The 12,946-nt window shown below is 43.8% G+C and carries 13 protein-coding genes; all 13 read right to left on the bottom strand.

The window, feature by feature from the left end:
* Window positions 1–585 (bottom strand): Holliday junction branch migration protein RuvA, encoded by a 585-nt coding sequence (gene ruvA / locus ABIE26_RS24190; RefSeq protein ID WP_084239271.1) that lies wholly within the window; start codon window positions 583–585, stop codon window positions 1–3.
* 3 nt (window positions 586–588) lie between these two features.
* On the bottom strand, window positions 589–2,904 hold the full coding sequence (locus tag ABIE26_RS24185; protein ID WP_310146315.1) for an NADP-dependent malic enzyme: 2,316 nt from the start codon (window positions 2,902–2,904) through the stop codon (window positions 589–591).
* 105 nt (window positions 2,905–3,009) lie between these two features.
* Complete coding sequence (locus ABIE26_RS24180) at window positions 3,010–4,230, bottom strand: lytic transglycosylase domain-containing protein (protein WP_310146314.1); 1,221 nt, start codon at window positions 4,228–4,230, stop codon at window positions 3,010–3,012.
* Between the two features lie 73 nt (window positions 4,231–4,303).
* Window positions 4,304–5,761 (bottom strand): Asp-tRNA(Asn)/Glu-tRNA(Gln) amidotransferase subunit GatA, encoded by a 1,458-nt coding sequence (gene gatA / locus ABIE26_RS24175; RefSeq protein ID WP_310146313.1) that lies wholly within the window; start codon window positions 5,759–5,761, stop codon window positions 4,304–4,306.
* A gap of 40 nt (window positions 5,762–5,801) precedes the next feature.
* A complete protein-coding gene (locus tag ABIE26_RS24170) occupies window positions 5,802–6,005 on the bottom strand; it encodes a Sec-independent protein translocase subunit TatA/TatB (protein ID WP_084239263.1) in 204 nt (67 codons plus the stop codon).
* Between the two features lie 6 nt (window positions 6,006–6,011).
* Window positions 6,012–6,476, bottom strand: a complete 465-nt coding sequence (locus ABIE26_RS24165; protein WP_310146312.1) for a Sec-independent protein translocase subunit TatA/TatB — start codon at window positions 6,474–6,476, stop codon at window positions 6,012–6,014.
* A 132-nt stretch (window positions 6,477–6,608) separates the two neighbouring features.
* Window positions 6,609–7,916 (bottom strand): murein hydrolase activator EnvC family protein, encoded by a 1,308-nt coding sequence (locus ABIE26_RS24160; RefSeq protein WP_310146311.1) that lies wholly within the window; start codon window positions 7,914–7,916, stop codon window positions 6,609–6,611.
* 22 nt (window positions 7,917–7,938) lie between these two features.
* A complete protein-coding gene (locus tag ABIE26_RS24155; RefSeq protein WP_310146310.1) occupies window positions 7,939–8,730 on the bottom strand; it encodes a DUF4292 domain-containing protein in 792 nt (263 codons plus the stop codon).
* The gene (locus ABIE26_RS24150) at window positions 8,708–9,766 is read right to left on the bottom strand and encodes a tetratricopeptide repeat protein (RefSeq protein ID WP_310146309.1); all 1,059 of its coding nucleotides are present in this window, start codon (window positions 9,764–9,766) and stop codon (window positions 8,708–8,710) included. The genes ABIE26_RS24155 and ABIE26_RS24150 overlap by 23 nt, the downstream gene beginning before the upstream one ends.
* Before the next feature lie 4 nt (window positions 9,767–9,770).
* Window positions 9,771–10,202, bottom strand: coding sequence for a dUTP diphosphatase (dut, locus tag ABIE26_RS24145; RefSeq protein ID WP_310146308.1), 432 nt, complete (start codon window positions 10,200–10,202; stop codon window positions 9,771–9,773).
* Window positions 10,199–11,698 (bottom strand): lipopolysaccharide biosynthesis protein, encoded by a 1,500-nt coding sequence (locus ABIE26_RS24140; protein WP_310146307.1) that lies wholly within the window; start codon window positions 11,696–11,698, stop codon window positions 10,199–10,201. The genes dut and ABIE26_RS24140 overlap by 4 nt, the downstream gene beginning before the upstream one ends.
* Before the next feature lie 25 nt (window positions 11,699–11,723).
* A complete protein-coding gene (locus ABIE26_RS24135; protein WP_310146306.1) occupies window positions 11,724–12,002 on the bottom strand; it encodes an acylphosphatase in 279 nt (92 codons plus the stop codon).
* Entirely contained in the window at window positions 11,999–12,946 is a 948-nt protein-coding gene (locus ABIE26_RS24130) for an NAD(P)H-dependent flavin oxidoreductase (protein WP_310146305.1), read from the bottom strand. Before ABIE26_RS24130 ends, ABIE26_RS24135 begins: the two co-directional genes overlap by 4 nt.

The following is a 12,946-nucleotide window of genomic DNA, read 5'->3' as shown; positions in this document are numbered from 1 at the left end:
TTATAAATTCTTCAATGCTATTTTTATCATTTGTTCAACAGACAAATCTTGCCCACCTACTTTCACCGCATTGTCTATTGCCTTTTCAGAAGCAGGTTTCGCAAATCCAAGCATCATTAATGCCGATAGCGCCTCTTCTTTTACTGTATTGTTTAACGGAGCAGCCATCAATGAGCCTGATCCTTCTTTTTTTAATTTGTCCTGCAGCTCCAAAACCAGGCGCTGCGCAGATTTTGCACCAATCCCCTTAATCCGCTGGATCAATGCAAGGTCTGCATTCACTATTGCCGTCTGGATTTCAGCCGGTGTGATCGAGGAGAGCATCATTCTACCCGTATTCGGACCAATGCCCGAAACAGAGATGAGGTGTAAAAAAAGCCTGCGCTCACCCTCGTCGGCAAAGCCGTAAAGGGTGTGCGCATCTTCTTTTACATGCAACCAGGTATAAACCTTACACCTTTCGGTATCGGCCAGATTGCTATAAGTATTTAAAGATATATTCAAATGGTAGCCAACACCACCCGCCTCAACAACGATATACGTAGGGCATTTAAAAGCTAGCTTGCCATCAATATACTCAAACATATTCTATTTCTTAGCTGTTCTTTTTAAAAATCCGCCCTTTTTAGGGTTTGCTTCCTGTTCTTTTCCCTGAACATCCAGTACTGCTAAGGTAACCATATTTACAATCTCCCTAACCGAACTTCCAAGTTGAACAATATGAACAGGTTTGTTTAAACCCAGCAAAATAGGCCCTATGGCCTCTGCTTCGCCCAATTCCTGTAAAAGCTTATAGGCAATATTGCCCGATTCCAGGTTAGGGAAGATCAGTGTATTCGCAGGTCCGTCTACCAACCTGCTGAACGGAAAATTGTCTTTCAGCAAGGCATTGTTAATGGCAAAATTCCCTTGCATTTCTCCGTCAACCATCACTTCAGGATGTTTTTCATGTAATATTTTAACTGCCTTTCTTACCTTTTCCGGAACAACGCCCTGGTTAGAGCCAAAGTTGGAATAAGACAACAGTGCTACACGCGGATGAATATTGAATTTGCTTACCGATTGTGCAACGAGCAGCGTCAGGTCTACCAGTTCCTCTGCCGTAGGGTCAACGTTTACTGTAGTATCCCCAAAAAACACAGGCCCTTTTTTGGTCATCATCATGTACATCCCTGCTACCCTGTTTACACCCGGGGCAGTACCAATTACCTGCAAAGCAGGCTTAATGGTCGACACGTAATTTCTGGTCAGACCAGAGATCATGGCATCGGCCTCACCAAACTCTACCATAGATGCACCAAAGTAGTTTCTGTCGCGCATCAGTTTGGTAGCCTCAAACAGTGTCAGTCCGCGGCGCTGTCTTTTTTCGTAAAGTGCCTGTCCGTATTTCTGCATCAACTCAGGCTCTTTAAAAGTATCAATAATGGTCACACCTTCCAGATCGAGCGCGCTTTCTTCTATGATCCTTTCAATAACGTCCTTGTTCCCCAATAAAATAGGTATGGCAATGTTCTCGTCTTTTACGATCTGCGCTGCCTTTAATATTTTATAGTGATCTGCTTCGGCAAAAACCACACGCTTAGGATCAGATTTAGCCTTATTGGTAATCGCACGCATAATGGCATCGTCCATACCCAGGCGGTGCTTCAGCTCCTCTTCGTAAGCATCCCAGTCGGTAATCACTTTCCTGGCCACTCCCGATTCGATTGCGGCTTTGGCTACAGCGGCCGAAACATTGGTCATCAACCTTAAGTCCATCGGCTTAGGGATGATGTATTCTTTACCAAATTTGATGTTCTTTTCATTATAGGCCATATTTACAGCCTCAGGAACAGATTTCTTAGCCAGTTCGGCAATTGCCCTTACTGCCGCAATCTTCATTTCCTCATTTATAGCGGTGGCCCTCACATCAAGCGCTCCTCTGAAAATATAAGGGAAACCCAACACATTGTTTACCTGGTTAGGATAGTCAGAACGGCCGGTAGCCATAATGATGTCCTTACGGGATTTAATGGCCAGTTCATAAGCAATTTCCGGATTTGGGTTGGCCATGGCAAATACAATAGGGTTTTTGGCCATAGACTTCAGCATTTCCTCTGTTACGCAATCTGCAGACGACAATCCGATAAATACATCAGAATCTTTCATTGCCTCTTCAAGCGTATCCAATTTTCTGGATGTAGCAAACTCGGCTTTGATCTCGTCCAGGTTCTCCCGGTCATTCCGGATCACCCCTGTTCTGTCGCACATCACAATATTTTCTTTCTTTGCACCTAAGGAAACGTACAAGCGTGAGCAGGAAATGGCCGCAGCACCTGCACCATTTACCACGATCTTTATTTTGTCCATTTTCTTTTTCTGCAACTCACAGGCATTTAACAATGCCGCAGCAGAAATAATGGCTGTACCATGCTGGTCGTCGTGCATCACCGGAATATTCATTTCCGCTTTTAACCTGCGTTCAATTTCAAAACACTCAGGTGCCTTAATATCTTCCAGGTTTACCCCGCCAAAAGTAGGCTCAAGGGCCTTTACAATCTTAACAAATTCGTCAACATTTGTGGTATCCAGTTCCAGATCAAAAACATCAATATCAGCAAATATTTTAAACAAAAGGCCCTTGCCCTCCATTACCGGTTTACCCGCCTCCGGACCAATGTTACCTAAACCCAAAACTGCGGTACCATTGCTGATTACTGCTACAAGATTTCCTTTGGCAGTATATTTATAAACGTCTTCTGTATTTTCGGCTATCTTTAAACAAGGCTCTGCAACTCCCGGTGAATACGCAAGTGCCAGATCTCTTTGAGAATTTGTTGGCTTGGTTGGTATAACCTGAATTTTTCCGGGCCGCCCTTGCGAGTGGTAGTCCAGTGCATCTTGTTTTCTATTAATCTTACTCATAAAATGATCCTATGTAAGGGGCCAAAGTTACAATTCTTTTGATAAGCCATAAATAAAAAAACGCAGATAAAATTTAATCCGGAAAAAGAGCGGCACAACCTGAGCCTAACCTTTAAAAGGTTTTGCAGCATGCCTGCTTTCGGCAGTATTGAATATCTTTAGGCGCTGGCCCGGCACAATAGAGGAACTTTTCAGGTTATTCCATACTTTCAGGTCCTGCACCTCTACGTGATACTTATCGGCAATAACACTTAGATTTTGCCCCTGCAGCACTTTATGGTACACCACAGCAGGCTTTGCCGGACTGGTACTTCTGGCTTTACGCTTCACTCTTCCATCGTTGGAAGCCAGGACCACATGTCTGTCTACATCTGCTTCCGTCTCATTCAGCAGCTCATAAATCCGGGTAAAGCTGGCGAGGTTCACTTTTGGTAAAATTACCCGCTTGGGTGCATCTTCAGTCCCGTTCACAATCTTCTTCTTATAAGATGGGTTCAGGTTCAGCAACTCCTCTGTCTCTACGTTCATGGCCTCGGCCAGTGAAGTCAGAGATACAAAGCGACTTACCTGGATGGTATCGGTATTTTTTAGCAAAGCGGGTTTCTGGGTTTTAATCTGGTGATTTCCCGAGTAGTTCATTACATAAACTGCAGCAATAAAAGCAGGCACGTAGTTGCGCGTTTCCATAGGTAAAAAGCGCCTGATCTCCCAGAAATCCCTGGAGTCTGCTTTTGCAATGGCCTTATTTACATTCCCCATACCACAGTTATAGGCGGCAATGGCCAGCAGCCAGTCGCCCAGTTCTTCGTAAGCATCCCTGAAATAGGCAGCAGCAGCATAACTGGCCTGAATAGGATCTTTACGCTCATCAACAAAGTTATCCATATTTAAGCCGTAGCCTTTTGCTGTAGCAAACATGAACTGCCACAATCCGGTAGCACCAACTCTGGATACCGCATGCGGATTCATGGAGGACTCAATAATCGGAAGGTATTTGATCTCCTCCGGAATATTGTAGCTTTTTAATGCTTTTTCGAAAATTGGAAAATAATAGCCGGATAATCCGAGCATCTTCCCCATCATATCCTTACGTCCGGCATAAATGTCAATGTACTTTTGTACAAATTCATTGTAGCTAAGCGGCACCGTTTTTTCTATGGAATCCAGCCTGGCTTTGTAAATATAGTTATGATTGTAAAAAACAGTTTCATCCACCATTGGTACATAGGTGGTATCGGTTAAATTAAGGCTCCTTGTTTGTGCTGTTGCAGAAAGACAGCTCAGGATCAGCATGCAATAAAATACACAACGTACGACTAGTTTCATAGGCACATCATTAGTTTTTTAATGTTTATGTTCTGTCACAGGCATTTGGTGGTGCAAAGGCTTATGGTTTGGTTTAATGGTTAATCAATTGCCTGGCATTTAAAAAAGTGTGGGACAGAGACAACAGCTCCTGTTCCGCGAAATGCTTGGCCATTAACTGTACACTTAACGGTAAACCGTCGGTATTATTGCCCAAAGGAATAGCAATTGCCGGAATTCCTGTCAACGAGGCCAGTACGGTAAATATATCCGCCATATACATGACCAGGGGATCATCAATATTTTCTCCTATATTAAAAGCTGGCGTCGGGGTTACAGGGCTGATGACCACATCAAAATGGCTCAGCATCTCCTCCATCTTTTCCCTGATCAGGCGCCTCACTTGCTGAGCTTTCTGATAATAGGCATCATAATAACCCGCACTCAGTACAAAAGTGCCCAGTAAGATCCTTCGTTTTACTTCTTCACCAAAGCCTTCTGCCCTCGACAATTTATAGAGTTCATTTAAACTTCCCGCTTCCAGGTTACGATGTCCGTAATGTACCCCATCATAACGTGATAAATTGGATGAAGCCTCTGCAGTCGTCAGCACATAATAGGCTGGCACCAGGTAATCCAGTAAATCAAAAGACACATATTCTACGGTATGTCCCTGCGCTTTAAATTCCTCAATCGCTTCAAGTATACTATTTTTGATATCAGCATCCAGGGCATCGCTCTCCAATGTTTCCTTTAAAACTGCAATTTTCTTAGGCTCCTGCGTTCCCTGCGTGCCGGCATCCTTCAAAGCCTTCTGATATGCACCAACAGGCAATCTGGAGACTGTACTGTCGTAAGCATCGGCCCCTGCCAGTACTTCCAGCAAAATGGCCGCGTCGGCAACTGAAGAGGTGATGGTCCCGACCTGGTCAAAAGATGAGGCATAGGCGATCACACCGTATCTTGAAATCCGGCCATAGGTAGGTTTCAAGCCTATACAGCCACAAAAAGCGGCAGGCTGTCTTACCGAACCTCCCGTATCCGTTCCCAATGCCGACAGGCATAAATCTGCCTGCACAGCAACCGCCGAACCGCCCGAAGAACCTCCGGCAACCTTCTCATGAGCTGCTGCATTTTTTACCGGACCATAGTAAGAAGTTTCATTGGAACCGCCCATGGCAAACTCATCACAGTTTAACCGGCCTATAATGACCGCATCTTCTGCAATCAGCCGCTCAACCACGGTCGCAGAATAGGGGGAAACAAATTCCTCAAGCATTTTTGAAGAAGCACTGACCTGATGGTCCCGGTAACAGATATTATCTTTGATACCAATAACCATTCCGGCAAGTTTGCCCTGTAAACCTTTATCTATCTTTTCCTGCACAAGCTTCGCCTGGCTGGCCGCAGAATAAAAAAACACCTCGTTAAACGCATTGAGGTGTTGATGTTCTTCTATTTGCTTAAAATAATGGTCTAATAACCCGGGTACGCTGAGCTTTTTTTGCTCAATAAGGGTTTGTATCTCTGCTAAGGAGCTATACTTCTTCAAAATAAAGAATACATTAAATTAAAAAATCAGATTGGTAATCCTATACAGGTTTGTTGGTGTTGCTGCGGTTTTGCTCAACCGGATCATCAGCACCATCTTTACCATCTTTAAATTCTTTAATCCCTTTCCCAAGACCACGCATCAGCTCAGGAATTTTTCTACCACCAAAAAGTAATAGTACAATTACCAGGATTATGGCAATTTCCGGCCCGCCAAGCATGGCTAATATTGTTGTGTCAAACATGATGTTTTAATTAATTTTAGTTTTATCTGTTTCTGTTTTAGTGTGTTCGTTGCTATCTGCAGGACTGTGCGCTGTACCTGGTTTTGTTGTATCTTCAGTATGGACCGCAGCCTGTTGCTTATCAAAATTTGCAGCCTCACTGTAAGGCTCATCATGCCCCGAATAAGGATCTGGCGTGTAGGTACCATCATTTGGGGTATGGTCGTATGGATGATTCCGGTTAGAAGGTTCGTCATTAAATGCCGATTTAAATTCGTTGATCTCATCATTTATACCTACGGAATTGATGTTCCTGTGGATTTCACGTTTTACGCCATCAGATGCATCTTTAAATTCTCTCAATCCTTTTCCCAGCCCTCTTGCCAGTTCAGGCAATTTTTTACCTCCAAATAACAAAAGTACAACGGCAAGGATCAGCATGATCTCTCCACCGCCCATATTTAAGAATTCAACTAACGTACCTGTATACATCTTTCGCTCTGTTTTTACCTCTTTAACACAAACTTAGCAAATATTGTTGCCAATAGCAATATTTGCGATCTCTCCGACACCTTAAAAACAACTAAATACAGTTGAAATATCATCATTTGATTGCAATAGTCTTTACCTCGCAATCCAGGCTTCAGGATTTTGTTTGGCTGTTCCTCTAAAAATCTGGAACTCCATTTGCGGCACCCCAGCGTTAAGCGCCACACTACCTATAGTTTGCTTGGTTGCAACCTTATCACCTACTCCTACACTTACAGTCTTTAAATTTGAATAAACCGTAAAAAATTGACCATGCCTGATCAGTACATAATACCCCCCCATTATACTGCTCACCATTCTCACTTCGCCGTTAAAAACAGCCCTTACCGATGCTCCCTCCGCCGTTTGAATAGTAATTCCCGGTCTGTCATAATTAGCCTGGCCAATCTTATGGCTCCCAAACCGCTCTGTAATTGTTCCAGCAGCTACAGGCCAAGGTAATGAACCTCGATTGCTTTCAAATGCTGCAGACAATTTGGCCGCCTCAGGAGTTGCCGCCAGGTAATCACCGCCTGCCTTAGGTTTTGCAACGGGCGGGGCAACAGGTGCAGGCCTGTTTTCGGCCTTGGCTTTGGCTGCTGCAGCGGCGGCAGCGGCTTTGGCTTTTGCTGCAGCAGCCCTTGCGGCTTCTTCAGCACGTTTTCGTTCCAGTGCAATCTCACGTGCAATAGCAGCCCTGATGCTCCTGTCGATCTGCGCCTGCTGCTTTTTACGATTCGCTATATCTTGTTTAAACTGTTTTTCTTGTTTGGCATACTTGTTCAGTACGGCCGATTGTTCCGACTTGTTCTTGCCCAGCTTGTCTTTTTCGTTTTCCTGTTCGTGCAGCAAATTGCTTTTTTCTTTCAGGTTTTTATCCAATACAACAATTTTATTGTTCAGGTCTTTTTGTGTACCCTGTATATATCCCGCCTGTTTTTTACGGTATTGTCCAAATTGCTGCAGGTACTTAATACGCTTATAAGCCTGATTAAAATCTTTGGCCGCAAAAATAAACATCATCTTATCATAGGCATTCTTATTGCGCTGTGCAAAGCGGATCATCGCTCCATACTCTTTTTTAAGCTGGCTAAGCTGCCCTTTAAGACTGATCACCGTGTTGGTATTTTCGTGAATCTGGTTATCCAGGTTTTTGATTTCCGAGTTGATCACCGTGATTTTATCCTGCATCAGGTTAATCTTTGCATTTAAAGCGCTGATCTGTCCCAATGTCAGTTTCTTACTTTTTGCAGTTTTGGTCAGATTGCGCTGCAGGAGTTCAATCTCCCTTTGTATGGCTTCTTTTTTTCTTTTGAGCTCCGCACTGCTTTGGGCAAATACGGCCGATGTAACGAAGGTAAAGAAAACAAATAATAAGAGTATAAGGGATTTGCGTAGCTTCATTGGGTCAAAAGTATAAAAAAAATCAATTTATTACTTCATACTTCCCTGGAACACTAAACGGAAAATCAAGCGGAAGATTGCGCTCAATTTTTGAAAAGTTGAGCTTAAGCCCTATGTTTTTAGTCCCCGCCATAGAACTGATCTGCATGCTCGAAGGGAACAGCTCTTCTGCTACTTTCTGGTAATCGCCATACACAACTTTCAAGGCTTTACCCGATCTTACATCATTCAGGTTGTTTTCCTGCACTTTCATCAAAGTATTGAACAATACCCTGTAAGCCAGGTCCTGCTGCTGTCCTTTTAACTCCCATACCCCATCCTTCTGCTCCAGTTCAGATTGTTCGGTCATAAAATCATCTATCGTATTTCCTAAAAATATAGACTGCAGCAATTTAAAATTCACCTGTTTATTGGTGAAGGTATGAACATAGCTAAAAGGTTTTTTCAGATATACATTCTGAAAGTTGTTTCTGACCTTAAGGCTATCGGGAGTAATCAATACCCGGGCAACTTCAATTCCGGCAATGGCAGTTACACTGATCCAGATCATTTCATCTTTCTTCATCCTGATGTTCATGCTTACATTGTTTGTGTTGCCATTGATATCCAGACTGGCCTTTCCTTTTAAAGCAAGGGTATTAAATGCAAGATCGTTCTTTTTCAGCAAAGCCAGGTTTTCTGCTTTTTTGCTGCCTATTACCTTTGATGCATCTGTAGGAGGGGCAACAACCACTGCTTTCTTTACTTTACAGCCCAGCAAAGTACCTACAACCAATGCCATGCATATCAACCTATTCCACATACTTCTGCTCATTGATCTTCTTATTTAATTTTTCCGATCCCATACCGGTTGCTTTCGCTTTTTTCCATTGCTGTAAAGCCAGGTCTTTGTCCCCTTTCAAATACAACACATCACCATACAATTCCATGTAAAGGCCATTTCCTTCATCCAGCTGTAAGGCCGACCTGATATTTACCAGCGCTTCAGTGTACCTGGCTTCCCGCTGTAAAGCAATAGCCAGGTGGTAATACAACACCGCTTGATTTGGATAAATCCCCAAAGCATCATCAGCCGTTTTCAGTGCTTCTTTGTACAGTCCCAGTGCAATTTCGATATTCAGCGTACGTTCCCAGGCCGCATAGATCTGGTCCGTATTTTTCAATATCGATTTATACTGGATCAGCGCGCCATTCAGGTCGCCCTGTTTATACAGCTTTTCTGCCAGCAGCAGTTTAGACTGATCTGGTGTAAGCGAAGCCTCTGCCTGTCTGTTATCCTGCTGCGTCGTTCCGTTACCCTGTGTTTTTTCTGCGGTTATCCTTTGTTTCGCATGAACCAGCGCCTCTGAACTGCCAAATTTCTTTTCCAGCTCCTCATATCCTTTCATGGCCTCTTCAGTTTTACCTGCAAGCAACCAGGCATTGGAACGGTCAAAATAATAAGCTTCAGTTTGCGGAGAGAGCCGGATCATCTGGTTCAAGACCTTAACCAAAGCCTCCATATCCCCTTTTCGCTTGTACAATTCGGCCATCAGCAGCCAGTACCAGATGTTATTGGCATTAACAGCAGTTGCCTTTTTGATGGCCATTTCGGCCTCAAACAGTTTGTTCTGCCGGTAGTTCAGCACCGCAATTTCGTAATGAACAGCTGAATTATTAGGATCAATGGCCAGTATTTTGGTAAAACTCTCGTTTGCTTTATTATAGTCTTCACTCAGTTTGTCCCTGAGACCGGCAAAAAAAAGTGTTTTTATCACATTGCTGTCTACCTGCACAGCTACCGGCGGTTGCTGTGCGGCCGCTGCAATTGTACAGCCCAGTAAAGTCCATAAAAACACCATGTATTTCATCTGTTTATTTTCCTGTATGTCCGTAACCACCTGTACCACGTACCGTATCACTCAGTTCTTCAACGGCGTTCCATACCACGGTTTCATGCCTGGCTATTACCATCTGTGCTATCCTGTCGCCATTGTTGACAACAAAATCTGTGTCCGACAAGTTCACCAGCAGCACTTTCAGCTCTCCGCGATAATCGGCATCAATGGTACCCGGTGCATTCACAATACTGATCCCATGCTTATAAGCCAGGCCACTGCGCGGACGGATCTGCGCTTCATATCCTACCGGAAGTTCAATATATAAACCTGTTGGAACCAATACACGCTGCAAAGGTTTAATCGTAATTTCTGTTTCTATAAAGGCACGAAGGTCCATTCCTGCAGCATGAGCAGTTTCATATTGCGGCAGGGGGTGTCCGGAATGGTTAATGATATTGATGTTCATCGTTTTTTCAATATAAGTTTCAACTGGTCTTTCTCAAAATAAACAACGCCTGCTAAAAATAGCAGCAGCAGGGCATTGCCAATATAAACATTCCGCTTAAACACCCAAAAAGAAAGCACCACCAGCAGTACTGAAACCAACAGGTAAGCCACAATCCTTTTCAGATCGTAAGGTATAGGATAATATTTCTGCCCCAGCACATAAGACATCATCATCATTACAAAATACGCCAGCATAGATACCCAGGCTGAGCCCATATAGCTGTACCTTGGGATCAGCACAAAATTCATTACTATAGTAATAACGGCCCCGGCAATAGAAATGTATAAGCCAAACCTTGTTTGATCAGATAAACGGTACCAGATGGAAAGGTTCATGTAAATCCCCAGACAAACATAACCGAATAAGAGATATGGAACTGCCGGCAGGCCTACCCAATATTCAGCAATGTGAGCCTCGTCCCTGCTTATAAAATATTTAAGTATCTCTATATTGGCAACCAGTGCTACAAACAACAGCGCCAGCGCGACTACAAAATAATGCAGGATAATGGCATAGGTCTTTTTTGCATTCTCATTTTTGGCAAAACTGAAAAAGAATGGCTCGGCACCCAGCCGGAAAGCCGTAATAAATATGCTCATAAATATGGCGATCTTACAAACCGCCCCATATATCCCTACCTCCCTGTCGGCAATCCCTTTCGGCAAAAGCTCACTCAATACAATCTTATCCAGGTTTTCATTTACAATGAACGAGAGGTTGGCCACCAGAATAGGCCAGGAATAGGAGAACATCTTTACAAAAAGCGCTCGATCAAACCTAAGCTGCAGTTTTAAAAATTCGGGTAAGAGCATCAGCAAGGTGGCTGCACTGGCAATAAGATTAGAGATGAACACATACCCCACCCATTTTCCGCGGTACCAGGAGGCCAGCCATTCGGCCATTGGCCATTGGTGTTTAATAATAACCGGAACAATAAAGATGAAGATCAGGTTAAAGCCGACAAAACTCCCGATGTTCAGGAATTTAACCAAACTGTATTTAAAGGCCTTATTTTCTGCTCTTAACTTAGCAAAAGGGATTACACAAATGGCATCTATAAATAAAATGCCTATAAAATACTGCACATACTTGATATAGTCAGGCAGCTGTGCTGGCTCGGCAGACAAGTAACCTGCTATTGGTTTTACAAACACAAAGCCCGTAACCAGGAACAGGAGCGAAATAAAAGCAATGCACAAAAAAGAGTTGTTGTAGACCTCCTGTTTTTTGTCTTCATGCTTATTGAGGTACCGGAAATAGGTACTCTCCATACCAAACGCCAATATCGCATTGATCATTGATGCATAGGCATACATTTTTGTAAATATGCCATATGTTGCCGAGGCATAAGCCTTGACAAAAAGCGGTGTTAAAATAAAATTAAACAGCCGCGAAAAAACAGTACTGATGCCATAAACAGCCGTTTGGCCTAAAAACTTCTTTACTACCGACATCTTATAGCTTTAACAACATATACCTCTATTTTTTAACGATCACAAAATCCTTAAAATCTTTCAATTCTCCTTCAGTAACCTCACAGCTGTCTACTCTTGCCCTGTCAGGACCATCGTTACACCATTCCAAAAAGGTATCCAGTTCCCATTGTTCAGCTTCGGCCTCCATGTATAACGAACCATCGGGTTCATTTCTTACAAAACCTTTGATGCCCGACTGGTCGGCTACATATTTTGTGGTCTGCCTGAAAGTCACGCCCTGCACCTTTCCTATAAGCTTTATATTTAAATGTACTTTATTCATATATTAAAATTCCTGATCCGCAGGGTTTCCGACAAAAAGCCCTCCCAGATCTCCTCTAAAATTACTGCCGCTGGTTTCACTTCTTTCAGCATTGCCGATACCTGCCCGATCTCCAGTTCACCTTCCTGCATATTTCCTTCAAACATACCCAATTTTGCGCGCGCTCTCCCTAAAATATTCACCAGTTCTTCTGCACTCGCTCCTTCCGCTTCTGCCCGGGCAACGGCATCGGCAAATTCGTTCTTCAGCAAACGCACCGGTACCAGCTTTTTCATCCTCAGCTGGGTATCCCCTTCAGCAGCATGGACAATCCGGTCTTTAAAGTGCGGATGTGCAGATGACTCTTCTGCAACAGCAAAAGCCGATCCGATTTGTACACCCTCTGCACCCAGGGCCATGGCTGCAAGCATTGCCCTTCCGCTGCCAACCCCACCGGCCGCAATTACCGGTATCTTCACTGCATCACATACCATAGGGATCAGGCACATGCTGGTGGTTTCTTCGCGGCCGTTATGTCCTCCGGCTTCAAATCCCTCCGCAACAATAGCATCTACACCACATGCTTCGGCTTTCAATGCAAATTTGGTATTGGCAATTACATGCACTACAATGATCCCCTTTTCCTTTAAAAATGAGGTCCAGCTTGCAGGGTTACCGGCAGAGGTGAATACAATGGGCACCTGTTCCCCGGCAATGATCTGCATGATTTCCTGTATATTCGGATATAGCAGGGGTACATTTACAGCAAAAGGTTTTGAAGTCGCAGCTTTACATTTGCGGATATGCTCACGTAGTACTTCCGGGTACATTGAGCCGGCTCCCAGGATGCCTAAACCACCTGCATTGGAAACTGCGGATGCCAGTCGCCAGCCACTGCACCAGATCATCCCTGCCTGTATAATGGGATATTGTATGTTAAAAAGTTCAGTAATCCTGTTCTTCAT

It is taken from the genome of Pedobacter africanus (assembly GCF_040548825.1).
GTDB classification, from domain to species: domain Bacteria; phylum Bacteroidota; class Bacteroidia; order Sphingobacteriales; family Sphingobacteriaceae; genus Pedobacter; species Pedobacter africanus_A.
The sequence above is the reverse complement of the archived record's forward strand: the minus strand, read 5'-3'. Positions and strand labels throughout refer to the sequence as shown.